General features: G+C 34.9%; 18 protein-coding genes. 14 read left to right on the top strand and 4 right to left on the bottom strand.

The window, feature by feature from the left end:
* Positions 1-4: 4 nt before the first annotated feature.
* Both pdxA and ACHMWN_RS07115 read left to right on the top strand, forming a co-directional pair.
* Positions 5-1,084: a 4-hydroxythreonine-4-phosphate dehydrogenase PdxA gene (gene pdxA / locus ACHMWN_RS07120; RefSeq protein WP_397299017.1), complete on the top strand. Its 1,080-nt coding sequence runs from the start codon at positions 5-7 to the stop codon at positions 1,082-1,084.
* Positions 1,085-1,086: 2 nt separating this feature from the next.
* Complete coding sequence (locus ACHMWN_RS07115) at positions 1,087-1,923, top strand: sulfurtransferase (RefSeq protein WP_397299015.1); 837 nt, start codon at positions 1,087-1,089, stop codon at positions 1,921-1,923.
* Positions 1,924-1,925: 2 nt separating this feature from the next.
* Here the strand turns inward: ACHMWN_RS07115 and ACHMWN_RS07110 are convergent, their stop codons facing one another.
* Positions 1,926-2,117: a hypothetical protein gene (locus ACHMWN_RS07110; RefSeq protein ID WP_397299012.1), complete on the bottom strand. Its 192-nt coding sequence runs from the start codon at positions 2,115-2,117 to the stop codon at positions 1,926-1,928.
* Between the two features lie 128 nt (positions 2,118-2,245).
* On the opposite strand from ACHMWN_RS07110, the gene ACHMWN_RS07105 reads away from it, so the two are divergent.
* From ACHMWN_RS07105 to ACHMWN_RS07050, 12 genes are all read left to right on the top strand, one after another.
* Positions 2,246-2,779 carry a YceD family protein gene (locus tag ACHMWN_RS07105; RefSeq protein ID WP_397299010.1) on the top strand — a complete coding sequence of 178 codons (534 nt, stop codon included), beginning with the start codon at positions 2,246-2,248 and terminating at the stop codon, positions 2,777-2,779.
* Positions 2,780-2,796: 17 nt separating this feature from the next.
* The gene (rpmF, locus tag ACHMWN_RS07100) at positions 2,797-2,988 is read left to right on the top strand and encodes a 50S ribosomal protein L32 (protein ID WP_173272963.1); all 192 of its coding nucleotides are present in this window, start codon (positions 2,797-2,799) and stop codon (positions 2,986-2,988) included.
* Positions 2,989-3,086: 98 nt separating this feature from the next.
* Entirely contained in the window at positions 3,087-4,025 is a 939-nt protein-coding gene (gene plsX, locus ACHMWN_RS07095) for a phosphate acyltransferase PlsX (protein ID WP_397299007.1), read from the top strand.
* Positions 4,026-4,041: 16 nt separating this feature from the next.
* Positions 4,042-5,037: a beta-ketoacyl-ACP synthase III gene (locus ACHMWN_RS07090; protein WP_397299004.1), complete on the top strand. Its 996-nt coding sequence runs from the start codon at positions 4,042-4,044 to the stop codon at positions 5,035-5,037.
* A gap of 135 nt (positions 5,038-5,172) precedes the next feature.
* Entirely contained in the window at positions 5,173-5,652 is a 480-nt protein-coding gene (gene accB / locus ACHMWN_RS07085; RefSeq protein WP_397299002.1) for an acetyl-CoA carboxylase biotin carboxyl carrier protein, read from the top strand.
* Positions 5,653-5,729: 77 nt separating this feature from the next.
* Complete coding sequence (gene accC / locus ACHMWN_RS07080) at positions 5,730-7,070, top strand: acetyl-CoA carboxylase biotin carboxylase subunit (protein ID WP_397299000.1); 1,341 nt, start codon at positions 5,730-5,732, stop codon at positions 7,068-7,070.
* A 79-nt stretch (positions 7,071-7,149) separates the two neighbouring features.
* Entirely contained in the window at positions 7,150-8,031 is an 882-nt protein-coding gene (gene tatC, locus ACHMWN_RS07075) for a twin-arginine translocase subunit TatC (protein ID WP_397298997.1), read from the top strand.
* Between the two features lie 68 nt (positions 8,032-8,099).
* Entirely contained in the window at positions 8,100-8,540 is a 441-nt protein-coding gene (rpiB, locus tag ACHMWN_RS07070) for a ribose 5-phosphate isomerase B (protein WP_397298994.1), read from the top strand.
* A gap of 63 nt (positions 8,541-8,603) precedes the next feature.
* Entirely contained in the window at positions 8,604-10,247 is a 1,644-nt protein-coding gene (locus ACHMWN_RS07065) for a M28 family peptidase (RefSeq protein ID WP_397298992.1), read from the top strand.
* A gap of 109 nt (positions 10,248-10,356) precedes the next feature.
* Positions 10,357-11,745, top strand: a complete 1,389-nt coding sequence (locus ACHMWN_RS07060; protein ID WP_397298989.1) for a LutB/LldF family L-lactate oxidation iron-sulfur protein — start codon at positions 10,357-10,359, stop codon at positions 11,743-11,745.
* Positions 11,746-11,779: 34 nt separating this feature from the next.
* The gene (locus tag ACHMWN_RS07055; protein ID WP_397298987.1) at positions 11,780-13,756 is read left to right on the top strand and encodes a thiamine pyrophosphate-dependent enzyme; all 1,977 of its coding nucleotides are present in this window, start codon (positions 11,780-11,782) and stop codon (positions 13,754-13,756) included.
* A 151-nt stretch (positions 13,757-13,907) separates the two neighbouring features.
* Positions 13,908-14,723: a hypothetical protein gene (locus tag ACHMWN_RS07050; RefSeq protein ID WP_397298985.1), complete on the top strand. Its 816-nt coding sequence runs from the start codon at positions 13,908-13,910 to the stop codon at positions 14,721-14,723.
* Here the strand turns inward: ACHMWN_RS07050 and ACHMWN_RS07045 are convergent.
* Genes ACHMWN_RS07045 through ACHMWN_RS07035 form a run of 3 tightly spaced genes read right to left on the bottom strand, consistent with a single transcriptional unit; the run spans position 14,675 to position 17,640 of the window.
* The gene (locus ACHMWN_RS07045) at positions 14,675-15,256 is read right to left on the bottom strand and encodes a SprT-like domain-containing protein (protein ID WP_397303552.1); all 582 of its coding nucleotides are present in this window, start codon (positions 15,254-15,256) and stop codon (positions 14,675-14,677) included. The two genes, ACHMWN_RS07050 and ACHMWN_RS07045, sit on opposite strands and share 49 nt — an antisense overlap.
* Positions 15,257-15,302: 46 nt before the next feature.
* The gene (gene feoB, locus ACHMWN_RS07040) at positions 15,303-17,411 is read right to left on the bottom strand and encodes a ferrous iron transport protein B (protein WP_397303549.1); all 2,109 of its coding nucleotides are present in this window, start codon (positions 17,409-17,411) and stop codon (positions 15,303-15,305) included.
* Between the two features lie 13 nt (positions 17,412-17,424).
* Positions 17,425-17,640 (bottom strand): FeoA family protein, encoded by a 216-nt coding sequence (locus ACHMWN_RS07035; RefSeq protein WP_173272985.1) that lies wholly within the window; start codon positions 17,638-17,640, stop codon positions 17,425-17,427.
* Positions 17,641-17,732: the final 92 nt, after the last annotated feature.

Genomic DNA, 17,732 nt, shown 5'->3' with positions numbered 1-17,732 from the left:
ACAGATGAGTGATAAAGTTAAAATAGGTATAAGTATTGGTGATATAAATGGCATTGGTTTAGAGGTTATTTTAAAAACTTTGGCCGAAAGTAAAATACTAGATTATTGTACGCCTATCGTATACGGACATACAAAAGTGGCATCTTTTCATAGAAAAGCATTGCACATGAGCGATTTCGTTTTTAACGTGATCAATAAAGCTGCTGATGCAAATCCACGCAAAGCAAACATGATTAATTGCTGGGAAGAAGATGTAAAAATTGATTTAGGCGTAGCTAATGAAACTGGCGGAAAATATGCCTTATTATCTTTACAAAAGGCAACCGATGATTTAGTAAGTGGTGCAATTGACGCTTTGGTTACCGCTCCTATTAATAAAAATAACATTCAATCTGAGAATTTTAGTTTTCCTGGTCACACCGAATATCTACAAGAGCGCAGCGAAAGCAACGATGTACTCATGTTTTTAATTAGTGAAGCTTTACGCGTTGGCGTAGTGACTGGTCATATTCCTGTTTTAGAAGTACCAACGGCAATTAGTCGTGAAAAAATTGTTAAAAAACTGCAGTTAATAAACGATAGCTTGAAGAAAGATTTCTGGATTGAAAAGCCAAAAATTGCAGTTTTGGGGTTAAATCCTCATGCAAGTGATAATGGATTATTAGGAAAAGAAGAAGCAGAAATTATTTCACCAGCTATTCAAGAAGCATTTGATAAGGGTATTATTTGTTTTGGTCCATATCCTGCTGATGGTTTTTTTGGAAATGGAACTTACAAACAATTCGATGCAGTTTTAGCGATGTATCACGATCAAGGTTTAATTCCTTTTAAAACCATTGCCTTTAGTACGGGAGTAAATTATACTGCAGGTTTAAAATTTGTGCGCACATCTCCAGATCATGGAACTGGATATGATATTGCTGGTAAAAATTTGGCCGATCCAACCTCTTTTATGGAAGCAGTTTTTGCCGCTGTTCATATAGTTAAACACCGTAGAGAACAAGAGAACCTTTTAAGCAACCAATTACGCACTGGCGGAAAATTAATAGAAACCGCAAGTGATGTAAAGGATGATGCGAATTAAGAATGCAACTAATTCCAATTATACAGCCAACAGAGTTAATTAACTTAAATTCGAATGATTTCGTATTAATTGATGCAAGCGCTGGATCAAAAACTAGGTATGTTGAAAACCATTTAGAGGGCGCATTATACATTGATTTAAATACCGATTTAGCAGATATTAATGATTTTGCTGTTGGAGGAAGACATCCATTACCAACATTCGAACAGTTTGCTAGCGTACTCAAAAGATTTGGGATTGATAAAACCAGTCATGTTATTATTTACGATGATAAAAACAGCAGTAACGCAGCAGCTCGTTTTTGGTGGATGCTAAAAGCAATTGGACATGAAAAAGTCCAAGTTTTAAATGGTGGATTTAATGCTGCAATTAAAGCTGGTTTTCCAACAACTTCAAAAGTTGAAGAGCCTAAAATTGCAGATAATTATAAGATCACCAACTGGGTTTTACCATTAGCAAATATTAATGAAGTTGAAATTGCAAGCAAAACTAAAAATCAAACCATTGTTGATGTAAGAGATGCGAATCGCTTTTCAGGGTTAACAGAACCAATCGATTTAATTGCTGGCCATATTCCAAATGCTATAAATATTCCTTTTACAGAAAATTTAGATGAAAAAGGTTTTTTCTTAGCTCCATCTATTTTAAAGGAAAAATATGCTAAAACATTATTTGATGCTAAATCAGCAACTATAATTGTGCATTGCGGTTCTGGTGTAACAGCTTGCCATATGCTTTTGGCAATGGATTACGCAGGATTAGAAATACCGAAATTATACGTCGGTTCTTGGAGTGAATGGAGCAGAAATAATAAAGAAATGGTTTTAGCAGAAAAATAATATTACCAATTCCCTTCCAAAAATGCTCGACCTAAGGGCGTAATAACAGCCCACCATTGTACCGAACTCCTATCAATTTTAATATAACCCTCATTTTCTAAAGCAGTATAATCTGCTTCTTCTCCTCCAAGGATAGAAGAACTCACTTGTTCGTTAATAATTCTTAACAAATCAATTTTTTCTTGTGTTTCCATTTCTAATATATTTCCAATAAAACAATTAAAACCTGATAAAGTTGTGAAGACAAGCAAGTTTTAATTCTAAAAAACATTTCTTTTAATAAAAATATTTTCTACCTTTGCAGGCTAAAATTTAGTTACAATTGAAGGCATTAAAACAATTTTCAATCCCGTTTACAGGCTTAAAATTGGGCAAACATCAATTTGATTTTGAAATTGATAAAAGCTTTTTTGATGCATTTGAGTACTCTTTAGTAAAAGATGGGGCACTTAAAGTTGAAGTTGAATTAGATAAACAAGAAACAATGTTGATTTTGCACTTCCATATTTGGGGCACAATTCAACTTAATTGTGATAAATGTTTAGCTGAGTTTTCACAACCAATTGAGATTAATGAAGGGCAAATTGTAAAATTTGCTGAAGATGATTTAGAAAGTGATGATTTAGAGATCATCATGCTAAACAAAAAGGAAAGTGCATTAGATGTTTCGGAAATGATTTACGAATTCATCAATGTATCGGTACCTTATATAAACAACTGCGAACAGGCAGGTCAAGGTCAAAAATGCGATCCAGAAATGATTGCAACTTTAGAAAAATTGGCAAGCGGAACAGCAGATAAAGAAGAAGAACAAAATGACGACCCTCGTTGGGAAGCATTAAAAAAATTAAAATAATAATTAAATAAAGCACAATGGCACATCCAAAACGCAAGATTTCTAAACAAAGAAGAGATAAAAGAAGAACTCACTATAAAGCTGTAGCTCCTTCTTTGGCAACATGCCAAACTACTGGTGCTATACACGTTCCTCACCATGCTTATAATGTTGATGGTAACTTGTACTACAACGGTAAATTAGTTATAGAAAACACATCAATAGGTTAATTTTCTAAGAAAATTTTTGTGTTTTACATTGGTTTAAGTTTACCTTAGATGAATGAATACAAAAGCGATTTAGCTTAAACACAAAAGATTTTTTTACTATGAAAATAGGTCTCGATATTATGGGCGGAGACTATGCTCCCAAAGCGAATGTTTTGGGAGCAATAGCAGCTCATCAATCCCTAGCTCCTGATGAGCATTTAGTGCTTATTGGAGATACTCAGCAGATTAAACCTCTACTCCAAGAGACCGGATTCAACCCCGATCACTTTGAATACGTACATACCGAAGAAGTAATTGGTATGGGCGAACATCCCACAAAGGCTATTCTTCAAAAGCCGAATTCAAGTATTGCTGTAGGCTTTCAATTATTAAAAGAAGGTAAATTAGATTCTTTTGCAAGTGCAGGAAATTCTGGTGCAATGTTAGTTGGCGCAGTTTTTAGCGTGAAACCAATAGCAGGAATTTCTAGACCTTGTTTATGTACCATTGTTCCCAAATTAAAAGGTGGTACTGGATTATTATTAGATGTTGGTGCTAATGCAGATTGCAAACCAGATAACTTAATGGATTTTGGTGTATTAGGCAGTTTATATGCTGAGAATGTAATGCAAATTAACAATCCGAAAGTTGCCTTAATGAATATTGGCGAAGAAGACGAGAAAGGTAATATGATTGCTTTATCAAGTCATCGATTGATGAAAGAAACAAAGCTTTTTAATTTTGTGGGTAATGTTGAAGGCCGGGATTTATTTAATGACAAAGCCGATGTAATTGTATGCGATGGTTTTACTGGAAATGTTATGCTTAAACTTGCAGAATCATTCTATGTATTAACCATTAAAAAAGGATTAAAAGATGAGTTCTTTGATCGCTTTAATTACGAAAACTATGGTGGTAGCCCAGTTTTAGGAGTAAATGCGCCGGTATTAATTGGTCATGGAATTTCTAGCCCTGAAGCTATAAAAAATATGATTTTCCAATCAAGAGATATGATAACATCCGACTTAATTGGAAAAATACAAGCCGCATTCCAATAATTTAAATCAAATAAAAATGAACAAAATTCACGCTGCTATTACTGCCGTTCATGGTTACGTTCCAGATTACATTTTAACAAATAAAGAGCTGGAAACCATTGTCGATACATCAGACGAATGGATAACTTCAAGAACAGGCATTAAAGAGCGAAGAATATTAAAAGGAGAAGGTTTAGGTACATCTGACATGGCTGTTGAAGCTGTAAACGGATTACTTAAAAAGAGAGGAATTGGTGCAGAGGAAATTGAATTAATTATTTTTTGTACCACTACTCCAGACTTCCCTTTTCCTGCATCTGCAAATATTTTGGCTGATAAAATAGGTGCAAAAAATGCTTGGGGCTATGATTTACAGGCAGCTTGCTCAGGTTTTATTTTCGGTTTATCAACAGGATCTCAATTTATAGAATCTGGTAAGCATAAAAAAGTATTAGTAGTTGGTGGCGATAAAATGTCGTCTATCATCAATTATCAAGATCGCACAACTTGTATTATTTTTGGCGATGGATGTGGTGCTGTTTTATTAGAACCAAATGAAGAAGGATTAGGCGTACAAGATTCTATTTTACGTACTGATGGTTCTGGAAGAAATTACTTAGGTCAAAAAGCAGGTGGTTCTGCTCGTCCTGCTAGTGCAGAAACTGTGGCTAATAATGAGCACGTAGTTCATCAAGAAGGCCAGGCTGTATTTAAATTTGCTGTTACAAATATGGCAGATGTAGCTGCAGAAATCATGGAACGTAATAGCTTAACTTCAGATGATGTTGCATGGTTAGTTCCACATCAAGCAAACAAACGTATTATTGATGCAACTGCTTCAAGAATGGGCGTTAGCACAGATAAAGTAATGATCAACATAGAGCGTTACGGCAATACTACCAACGGAACAATTCCATTGTGCTTATGGGAATGGGAAAGTAAACTCAAAAAAGGAGATAATCTTATTTTAGCAGCATTTGGCGGAGGTTTTACATGGGGATCTGTATATTTAAAGTGGGCCTACGGCAGTTAATCAATGGATTAGTTTGTTAGTTGTTTTAGAGCAACTAGCTCTAAAAATCCAAACGTCAAAAAATTAAAAAACCAAAAAAAACTATAACTTAGTTAATTCATAAGACACCAATTTTTTTAACATAACAACAAAAGAATGGATATTAAACAAATTCAGGAACTCATTAAATTTGTTTCTCGGTCGGGGGTAAATGAAGTTGCTATTGAGCAAGAAAACTTCAAAATTACCATTAAAACTAACCAAGCGCCGGTTTATGTAAATGCGGCTTTACCTGCATCAGTTGCTGCACAACCAGCCGCTGTTCCTGCAGCAGCGGTTCCACAAGCTGCAGAGACTAAAGCAGCAAGTACTCCAGCAGCTGAGGATACATCAAAATACATTACTATAAAATCTCCAATGATTGGTACATTTTACCGTTCATCTAGCCCTGATAAACCTTCATTTGCAAATGTTGGTGATGAGGTTGCTGTTGGTAAAGTAGTTTGCATTATTGAGGCAATGAAATTATTTAACGAAATTGAAAGTGAAGTTGCTGGTCGTATCGTAAAAGTATTAGTTGATAATGCATCACCAGTTGAATATGATCAACCATTATTCTTAGTAGAACCTATTTAATATCCGTCCTGCTGAATTTTTTCAGCAACTGTTAATAGATCTCGAAATAAATTCGAGATGACGAAAAGGAAAAAATTATGTTTAAAAAAATATTAATTGCCAACAGGGGCGAAATCGCTTTGCGTATTATACGTACCTGTAAAGAAATGGGCATAAAAACGGTTGCTGTTTACTCTACTGCAGATAGAGAGAGTTTACATGTGCGTTTTGCCGATGAGGCTGTTTGTATAGGTCCTCCTCCTAGTAAAAATTCTTATTTAAGTATTCCAAATATCATATCAGCAGCAGAATTAACTAATGCTGATGCCATCCATCCCGGTTACGGTTTCCTTTCTGAAAATGCTAAGTTTTCTTCGGTTTGCCGCGATTACGGAATCAAATTTATAGGCGCTACGCCTGAGCAAATCAATGGCATGGGCGATAAAGCTTCTGCTAAAGAAACCATGAAAATTGCAGGAGTACCTACAATTCCAGGTTCTGAAGGCTTGTTATCAAGCGTTAAAGAAGGAATTGAAATTGCCAAAGGAATGGGTTATCCTGTAATTTTAAAAGCTACTGCTGGTGGTGGTGGTCGTGGGATGCGCATTGTTTGGAAAGATGAAGAATTTGAAAATGCTTGGGATAGTGCTCGTCAAGAATCTGGCGCTGCATTTGGTAACGATGGCCTATATTTAGAAAAATACATTGAAGATCCTCGCCACATTGAAATCCAAATTATTGGAGATCAATATGGAAAAGCATGCCACTTATCAGAAAGAGATTGTTCAATTCAACGTCGTCATCAAAAACTAGTTGAAGAAGCTCCATCTCCATTTATGACTCCAGAATTACGTGAGAAAATGGGTGAAGCGGCAATTAAAGGTGCACTTGCTGTTAGTTATGAAGGTGCTGGAACAGTAGAATTTTTGGTGGATAAACACCGTAATTTCTATTTTATGGAAATGAATACACGTATCCAAGTTGAGCATCCAGTAACTGAAGAGGTAATTAACTTCGATTTAATCAAAGAACAAATAAAAGTTGCTGCTGGTATTCCGATTTCGGGAAATAATTATGTACCAAACATGCATGCGATTGAGTGTCGTATTAACGCAGAAGATCCATTTAATAATTTCAGACCTTCACCAGGTAGAATAACTAATTTTCATTCTCCAGGTGGTCATGGAGTAAGGGTTGATACCCATGTATATGCAGGCTATCAAATTCCTTCTAACTACGATTCGATGATAGCAAAGCTGATTTGCGTGGCACAAACACGTGAAGAAGCAATTTGTACAATGGAACGTGCATTAAGTGAATTTGTAATTGAAGGTGTAAAAACAACTATTCCTTTTCACTTACAATTAATGAAAGACCCTAACTTTAGAGCTGGTAATTTTACTACGAAGTTTATGGAAACTTTTGAATTTTCAGAATAATATAATCTTTTCATAGATTTAAATCGTAAATACCATTCTATATCAAAAGAATGGTATTTTTGTTTACTAACTAATTTCAATGAGCGAGAACAAAGCAAAGGATCTAATTGAATCCATAAAAAATAAAGGAAAAAGTTTAGAGGCAGAGATGTCTTTTTTTGATCACATTGATGTATTACGTAAGCACTTATTAAGAGGACTAGCTGTCGTAACTTTACTTACCTGTGTTGCTTTTTATTATTCTGATTTCATTTGGGGTAAGATTATTATGGGCCCAAAAGATCCAAGCTTCTGGACATATAGAATGGGATGTAAGATTGCTGCCATGTTTCCATCAATTGGACAAGATTTTTGCATTACAAAGATTGATGCAAAAATTATCAATACAGAAATGTCTGGTCAGTTTACCCTACAAATGAGTTCATGTATTACTGCTGGATTAATTTTAGGTGTTCCTTATCTTTTATTCGAAATTTGGTTGTTCATTAAACCTGCATTGTTAGAAACAGAAAGAAAATCATCGCAAGGTTTTGTATTTTTTGCATCAATCTTATTTTTATCAGGTGTGTTATTTGGCTATTACTTCATCGCACCATGGTCTATCAATTTCTTAATCAATTTCACTGTAGATCCAAGCATTCAGAATACATTTACTATCGATTCATACCTTTCAACTGTACTTACCCTCACATTAGGTACTGGAATAATTTTCCAACTACCCGTTGTAATTTTTGTCCTTTCTAAACTTGGTGTAATGACACCACAATTTATGAGGAAAAATAGAAGATACGCAGCAGTGTTGATTTTAATAGTTGCGGCAGTAGTAACTCCTACTGCAGATCCTTTTACAATGATGATTGTTGCGCTGCCTTTATTCTTATTGTATGAGTTGAGTATCATGATTTCAGCGAATATCCAAAGGAAAAAACTAAAAGCCGAAGCATTATTTTATAAAAATTAAGGATTATAGTAAAATAAGCGCAACAAAAAATTTACGCGTAAGCTGTATAATTCTATTTAAATTTGAAGATGCCCACAGAAGATAAATTAAGAATTGCTATTGGATCAGATCATGCTGGCTTCGAGTATAAAGAAATTTTAAAAGATTATTTAGCAGCATATGAACTGAAAGATTTCGGAACATACTCTGCAGATTCTGTAGATTATGCTGATTTTGCTCATCCTGTTGCATTAGCTGTTGAAAGCAAGGAATTTGATTTTGGTATATTAATTTGTGGTAGTGCGAATGGTATCGCTATTACCGCCAATAAACATCAGCAAATACGAGCTGCAATTTGTTGGGAAAAGGAAATAGCGGCCTTGGCCAGACAACATAACAATGCCAATATTTTGTGTATTCCAGCGAGGTTTGTATCAGCCGATTTAGCAAAAGAAATGGTGACAATTTTTTTAAATACTGCTTTTGAAGGTGGTAGACATGCTAAAAGAGTAGAAAAAATATCGTGCTAACAACCTTATAATTATAAACTGATGAAACGAAAGTTTCATGACCATAAAAACAATATAAAACTGATGAAAAAACAATTTCTATACACCGGCTTTGCAATAATGCTAAGTTTGAGTGCTACAGCTCAGAAAAATCCTGATGCTGTTAAATTTAGCGAAACTATAAATAAGAGTAGAGCATACAGCCATCTTTCAGTTATCGCTTCTGATGAGTATGAAGGCAGAGAGACTGGTAAAAAGGGAGCTTGGATGGCTGCCGAGTACATCAAAAAACAATTTCAAAGCTTTGGCTTAAAAGGGCCGGTGAAAGATGGTGGTGATCCATATTTTCAAAAAATTGGCTTAATAACAAATGATGTTTCTGGTGCTGCGCTTTCTATCAATGGAAAAGCAAAACAATTGTACAAAGATTTTGTAATTCCTAGCAATAGCGTTTCTGCTACAGGACTAGATATTAATACTAGTGAAATTGTTTTCGCAGGATATGGAATTACTAAAGAAGGATATAACGACTTTGATGGTATCAATGCTGAAGGCAAAGTTGTAATGATTTTCTCTGCTGGCGACCCAACTGCTAAAGCAGGCGAACCTGCACTTACAGGTCGTGCTGCAATGATGGCTAGACAAAAAATGATGACTGGTTTAATGGCTGCTAAACCAAAAGCTATTTTATTAGTTGACATGAATTTTGATAAGGTACCAGAATATTCAAAAATCGCTTCAACAGTTGGTAGAATTATGCTAAAGAAAGATGCTCCTGCAACTGCAGCTCCACAAAGAGCAAATCCATTAGTTACAATAACTATTTCTCCTGCTACTGCAAATGAAATCTTGAAAGCTAGCAATACAACAGTTGAAGAATTAGCTAAAAAAATCAAAGACAATGTGAAACCATCTTCATCAACTGTGGCAACAACATTAGCTGCAACAGCTAAGAAAGTAGAAACTCCACAACGTGGAGAAAACGTTTTAGGGTTTTTAGAAGGTTCTGACCCTAAATTAAAAAATGAAATTTTAGTACTTACTGGTCATTATGATCATATAGGTTTAAATCCCGATCCAAATGCTACTGATAAAGTATACAACGGAGCTGATGATGATGGTTCGGGTACAACTGGTGTTTTATTAATGGCTGAAGCTTTTGCAAAAGCGAAAAAAGCTGGTAAAGGCCCTAAAAGAAGCATTCTATTTATGACAGTAGTTGGCGAAGAAAAAGGATTATTAGGTTCTGAGTGGTATTCAGAACATCCTGTATTTCCTTTAGCAAACACTATTGCAGATTTAAATACAGATATGATTGGTCGTATTGGCGAAGAATATTTAGGAAAAGCAGATAGTGCAAACTATGTATACTCAGTAGGTTCATCTATGTTAAGTACAGAACTTGGTCAAATCCAAGAACAAATAAACAACACATACACTAATCTTAAATTGGATTTCAAATATGATGATCCAAAAGATACTGAAAGAATTTACTATCGTTCTGACCACTATAACTTTGCTAAAAACAACATTCCAATCATTTTCTTTTACGATGGTATGTTAGGTAAAGATTACCATGGTTTAGGTGATGAAGTGAGTAAAATCAATTTTGATCTTTTAGCAAAAAGAGCGCATTTAACCTATTACATAGCTTGGGAACTTGCAAACAGAGCAAATAGACCAGTTGTAGATAAAAATCAAAACGGCACTCCTAAAACTACAAACTAGATTATTTAAATTTATTAAATCCCGATAAGTTAAACATATCGGGATTTTTTTTGCCTTATCCATTTTACATTTTACGTCTTCTCTTTTACATTTTCTAGTATATTTGAACATGATCAATACTGCAGAAGAATTCTTGGTAAAAGCTGATGAAAAAGCTTTTGACTTACCACATCGTAAAACTATTAATCATAACATTGGGAAATACAATACCGCAGTAGAACGAGGTCTGTCGAAATTCGAAAATCTAGAAGCTTCAAAAAGAAAAGCACACGTAGTAAAATGGCGTGTGATGGAGAATTTAGATAAATTTTTACCAGAGTTCGAAGCAAACTTTCAAAAAAGAGGTGGTAAAGTAATTTGGGCAAATGATGTTGCAGAAGCTCAAAAAGAAATCCTAAATATCATTCAAAGAAATAACGGCAAAACGGTTATCAAATCTAAATCGATGACTACAGAGGAAATTCATTTGAACGAATTTCTAGAGCAAAACGAAATCGAATCATTAGAAAGCGATTTAGGCGAATACATAGTCCAACTATTGGGTCAAAAACCTTATCACATTGTCACACCAGCAATGCACTTGAGCAAAGAAGAAATTGCTCAATTATTTCACGATAAGTTTGGAACACCAATAGACGCAACACCACAGCAACTTACACAGAAAGCGAGAGAATTATTAAGAGATAAATACCTAAAAGCGGATATTGGAATATCTGGTGGTAATTTTTTAATCGCCGATACAGGTAGCATTGCCCTAACAGAAAATGAAGGTAATGCTCGTTTATGTACTACTTTCCCTAAGATACACATTGCACTAGTTGGTATCGAGAAATTAATTCCATCCATTGCAGATCTCGATTTATTTTGGCCATTATTAGCAAGTCATGGTACTGGGCAAAATTTAACAGTTTACAATACTATTTTAAGTGGACCTAGACAAGCTAATGAAACAGATGGTCCAGAAGAAATGTATGTTATCCTTTTAGATAATGGACGCACCAATCTACTCGCTCAAAAAGAGCAAAGACAAGCATTATATTGTATTCGTTGCGGAGCATGTTTAAACGCTTGTCCTGTATATAAAAATATTGGCGGCCATACGTATAACACAACATATAGTGGGCCAATTGGCTCCATTATCACCCCTCATTTTAAAGGGATGAAAGAATTTAAACATTTAAGCTATGCCTCTAGCCTGTGCGGGAAATGTTCAGAAGTATGTCCAGTTAAAATAGATATTCACAAAATGCTACTCTTAAATAGAAGAGATGCAGCCACCGAACATATCAATACTAAAACTGAAGAAATTGGTTGGAGTTTATGGAAAAAAGGAATGCAAAAACGTTCACTAATGGATATGGTAAGTGGTAAAATGAAAAATTTCCTTCTCAAAAAATTCTTTAAAAAGAGTTGGGGTAAATACCGTTCAATGCCAGAAATTGCACCAAAATCTTTTGCGAAACAATGGGAAGAACGCAATAAAAATCCAAAGTCTTAATTAAAGATAAACACGTCCAAATATTAAAACCACTATGCAATTCGATAGAAAAGATAAAGATGATGCTCACCTACTAACACTGTATAAAACATTGCTTTATCCCCGCATGGTAGAAGAAAAAATGCTTATTCTTCTCCGTCAAGGCCGAATTGGAAAGTGGTTTTCAGGTATCGGACAAGAAGCCATTGCAGTGGGCAGTACTTTAGCCATGCAAAGCGATGAATATATTTTGCCGATGCACCGCAATTTAGGAGTATTTACCAGCAGAAATATTCCACTCAAAAAGTTGATGGCACAGTGGCAAGGTAAAATATCCGGGTTCACAAAAGGTCGCGATCGTTCATTTCATTTTGGTACACAAGAGCATAAAATCATAGGCATGATTTCTCATTTAGGTCCTCAAATGGCATTGGCCGATGGAATTGCACTTGCGGATCTAATTGAAAATAAACAACATGCCACCTTAGTTTTTACAGGTGAAGGAGCCACTAGCGAAGGTGATTTTCACGAAGCCATCAATCTAGCATCTGTATGGAGTTTGCCAGTTATCTTTTTAATAGAAAACAATGGGTATGGCTTATCAACGCCAATAAATGAACAATTTAAGTGTAAACATTTAGTAGATCGAGCAATTGGTTACGGTATTGAAGGTATACAAATAGACGGAAATAATATTCTTGAAGTATACGACGAATTAAGTGAAATCGCTGCTAGCATTCGACAAAACCCTCGCCCAGTTTTAATAGAATGCCTAACATTCAGAATGCGTGGTCACGAAGAGGCATCAGGCACAAAATATGTTCCTCAACATCTGTTCGATGAATGGACAAAGAAAGATCCTGTTAAAAACTTCGAAGATTATTTAGTTACACAAAACATACTAAACGAAGAATTAATTGCCACTATTAAAATCAGCTTTAAATCCGAGATAGAACACGAAGTAGAAGCTGCATTTAACGAGCAAGAACCTTTAGCCAACCCTACAACAGAGTTGGATGATATGTATGCGCCTTATGTCCAAAAAGTAATTAATTCTTCAGTAGTGCAAACAGAAAAACGATATTTAGATGCAATAAGTGATGGCTTGAAAGAAGGTATGCAACGGTATGATAATCTTGTTATTATGGGGCAAGATATTGCAGAATATGGCGGTGCATTTAAAATTACTGATGGTTTTGTAAACCAATTCGGCAAAGCCAGAGTACGTAATACCCCTATTTGCGAATCTGCAATTGTAGGAGCTGGTTTAGGACTTTCCATTAATGGATATAAAGCGGTCGTAGAAATGCAATTTGCCGATTTTGTAACTTGTGGCTTTAATCAGATTGTAAATAATTTAGCTAAAACGCATTACCGTTGGGGCGAAAAAGCAGATGTTGTAGTGCGTATGCCTACAGGTGCAGGAACAGGTGCCGGTCCATTTCACTCACAAAGTAATGAAGCTTGGTTTACCAAAACTCCAGGATTAAAAGTAGTTTACCCAGCTTTCCCTTACGATGCAAAGGGTTTATTAATAGCTGCAATTGAAGATCCAAACCCAGTAATTTATTTCGAACATAAATATTTATACCGCAGCTTGAGTGGTATAGTGCCCGATGGCTATTATACCGTCGAAATTGGTAAGGCAAATGTCTTAAAACAAGGTGAACAATTAACAATCATCACCTATGGGTTGGGTGTGCATTGGGCATTAGAATACCTAAACGATCATCCAGAAATTTCTGCCACATTGGTGGATTTAGTAACCTTACAACCTTGGGATAAAGAAACTGTTGCGGGCGCAGTAAAAGCTACAGGCAGAGTAATTATTCTACATGAAGACACATTGAGCAACGGTTTTGGTGCCGAATTAGCTGCTTGGATAGGCGAAAACTGCTTCACAGATCTAGATGCTCCAGTACTCCGTTGCGCTAGTCTTGATACCGCCATTCCAATGAGTAAAGTTTTAGAAGACAGTTTCCTTGCAAAAAATAGATTAGCTGAAACAGTAGATAAAATATTGGCTTATTAATTAGTTTTTTGTCTTTTCGAAGGAGATTTTTTACCTAAAACAATAAATCTACTTTCTAAGAAAATAAACTTAATACAAGAAGAAGCATAAAATAAGCAGTTGGCACGATAATAGCCTAATCTTACATAAGATACTAACTTATGGAAGCGGTATGAAAAGTGTATATTTTTTGGCTATAATTGGTTTATTTAGTACAATACTTGGTTGCAACAATATTAAATCCGATCATCCACAAGCAGATTTAAGCGATGCAAATTCAACAAATCTTACTACTAAATCTATTATACAGTATACTGATTCAATAGATAAAAATCTCTCCCAATTCTCAAAAAGTACAAGTCTAGTCTACATGCTTGGTGATTTATCATTCTATGTAGAAAAATATAGCCAAAATAATCAAGCTCTCTTACTAGTCGAACATTCTTACAACGGTGGTACAAGTAGCAGTTTAAAAAAATATTATTTTAAAAATGATAGCTTAATTTTAGAAAAAGATAAAAATGAATTAGCGAATGAAGAAGGAACTGTTTTTAAAGATACACGTACTTACCTACGCAATAATACTGTATTCAAAATAGAAAATAAAACAGCATCAACCCAGGCTGCGTTAAATTCATTACCTTATATAGATTTGCCTTTGAGCAAAAATAATAAGCCAGATCAAAGCTATCTTGAAAACGTAAACTCATTAAATAATGTGGTAAATCGTAACGATAAATTTGATGTGGTATTTGAAAGCATTACTACTTACCCAGATTCAAGGTATATTATTTTAAGAAGCAAAATCCAAAATAGCTACAGTGCTAGTGTTCTAGTTAAAGAAAGAGATGCACTCATTGATAGCCTCTTAAATGATCCAATTAATTTTAAAGATCAAAAATTGAATTTTAAATGGGTTGTAAAAGATAAAGAAGCAGTTTATGTTCCTGTAGCTAGTAATACTTCTGCTAGTGGATTAAATAAATAAGTATTTCCATTATCTAAACAAACGCATCTATATCGCTTTCTTATTCTTTCGCCTTTTGTAAATTTCCTTCCATCTTTTAGTGTAAACACTGTATTTAATGGTAATTCTTCAATCCTTGTGGTCGCTAAATGTGTGTCGTATTTTTTTAATGCTCTAGCCAATCTCAAATCTGTACAGCTAGATGCTGCCGGATTATTTAGGTAGCTAATAATAGTATGATGAATTTCTGCCGGAAAAATTTGAAGTTCAAAAAACGGATTCATCATTCTTTTAAAATTATGCTTCCACTCTGTACCATGCGGTTTAGCTTTATTTTTATGATCATTCCAAGTTAATAAATGCGCAAATTCATGTACGGTTGTTACTAAAAAAGCATATGGATTAAGATCATTATTTACTGAAATTTTATGCCCTTTATCTTTAAATGGATGTCTGTAATCGCCAAGCTTAGTTGTTCTATTTTTTGAAATTTTAAACTCACACTGAAAATAATCAATCCATTTGGCAATGATTGGAGCTGCTGGCGCAGGCATATACTGTGCTAAAACATCAACTTTATTCACGAACTAAATTTACTAATTATTTTAAGAATTGATAGGCAATCAAACTAGCTACATAAGCCATTGCCGTCATGTAAACCAATTGGATAACTGGCCATTTCCAAGATTTAGTTTCTCTATAAACTACGGCAACAGTACTCATACATTGCATCGCGAAAGCATAAAATAACATCAGTGACAATGAAGTAGCGAAAGTAAATACAGGTAAACCTGTCTCAGGATTTTTAGCATCCCTCATCTTATTACGAATAGTAGCTGTTTGTTCATCGCCATTATCTACGCTATAAATAGTAGACATTGTTCCTACAAATGCCTCACGAGCTGCGAAAGAAGTAATTAACGCAATGCCTATTTTCCAATCGAAACCTAAAGGTTTAATGGCTGGCTCGATAGTTTGCCCCAAAATACCAGCATAAGAATTTTCTAATTTTTCTGCTGCTTTATCTCTTTCTAAAGATGCTAACTGTACGCTATCAGTAGAATTCACTTCAATCGCAGTATACTTCTTTTCTATAGCATCGAATCGTTTGCTTGGGCCGTATGTAGCCAAAACCCACAACACAATAGAAATTGCAATAATAACCTTACCGGCTTCTAGCACAAAGGTTTTAGATTTTTCATACATTGTATAAATTACATTGCTCCATCGAGGCATGCGATATACAGGCAACTCCATTATGAAATAAGATTTTTCTTTAGCCTTAATGATAAATTTCATCACAAAAGCGACTAAAACTGCAGCCAGAATACTAATCACATACATGGCCATTAGCGTTAGTCCTTGTAAGCTTAAAAATCCTAATATCATTTTATTAGGTACAACTAGCGATATCAATAAAGTATAAACTGGCAATCTTGCCGAGCAACTTACTAATGGCGTAACCATGATAGTAATAATGCGATCTTTCCAGTTTTCGATATTGCGAGCACTCATTATTGATGGTACTGCACAAGCAATTCCTCCAATCATTGGCACTACAGATTTACCACTCAAACCAAACTTTCTCATAATTTTGTCCATCATAAAAGTCACCCTAGCCATATAGCCAGTATCTTCTAAAATGGAAATTAAAGCGAATAGAATAGCAATTTGCGGAATAAATATGATAATCCCACCTAGTCCGGCAACTACCCCATCTAATAAAAGATTGGTTAATACTCCAGCAGGTAAATGGGTATGACCAAATTCAGTTAACCAGACAAAACCATTCTCAATGAGTGCCATTGGATAAGAAGACCAAGAGAAAATAGCATTAAAAACGAAGAAAAGAATGAGGATAAAAATGAGAAATCCCCAAAAGCGATTAGTTAGAATCGAATCTAATTTATCGGTAACCTTAAACTTCTTTTCTGCACCTGTATCAAAAATTAAATCAGTTAAAACTGTACTCAAATAGCGATATCTTGCTATGGTTTCTGCACCTTGTATTTTTGATGATTCGAAATGATGAGCCTTTTCAATCTCCTCAATCTCTTGTTGTTCTCTATCTGTAAAAAACGTTAAATGCTCATGTTGGTGTAAAACTTGCAATGCATAATAATCATTTTCTGTTTTGATTTTTTCCTTTACTGCTGCAATTGCCTCTGGTGCAAAAATGGTTACATCTATACCTGTAACCTGAGTACTAACCCAAGTAGTATGAGAAATGGCTTTTTTTAGTGTCTCTAATCCATCACTCTTTCTTGCCGACATGGCAACAACTTGTATCCCTAATCGCTCTGCTAATTTATTTACATTAATATGAATTCCCTCTTTACGGGCCATATCTGTCATGTTGAGGACCAACAGCATTGGTAAACCCAAATCTGCTACTTGTGAACACAGTAAAAGATTACGACGTAAATTAGTGGCATCTGCTACTAGAACTACAACATCTGGATGACTTGGATTACTTTTATCTGCTAATACCTGAAAAACGATACTTTCATCCTTACTTTTTGGATATAAGCTATATGTACCTGGTAAATCAATAATTTCAGCATTTTGGGCAGGCGATAGTTTACAAAAACCAACTTTCTTATCAACCGTAATACCAGGAAAATTTCCAATTTTTTGATTTAATCCAGTTAACAGATTAAAGAGGGTAGATTTTCCAGTATTCGGATTACCAACTAATGCAACTTTAATATCTGCCAATGTATTACTGAATTATGATAACCGAAGCTTCACTTTTACGTAAGCAAAGTTGATATCCCGCAACGCGGATAGCTATAGGATCTCCAAGTGGAGCAAAGCGTTCAACCTCTACAACTTCGCCTGGCAAGCAGCCCATTTCCATCAATTTCACAGACATTTCTAAATCTGTAAACGATACGATTGTTCCTTGTTCTCCTGGGTTTAACTGTGAAAGCTTCATAATGAAATATTGCGCAATTTACCCTTTATTTATATTAAATCCAAATAACAAAACATAAATATAGTGTTGTTCTTAAACAAAAAAATCGCCAT

The organism is Pedobacter sp. UC225_61, assembly GCF_044452285.1.
In the GTDB taxonomy this organism is placed as follows: domain Bacteria; phylum Bacteroidota; class Bacteroidia; order Sphingobacteriales; family Sphingobacteriaceae; genus Pedobacter.
This window is presented reverse-complemented; position numbering and strand designations above follow the sequence as displayed.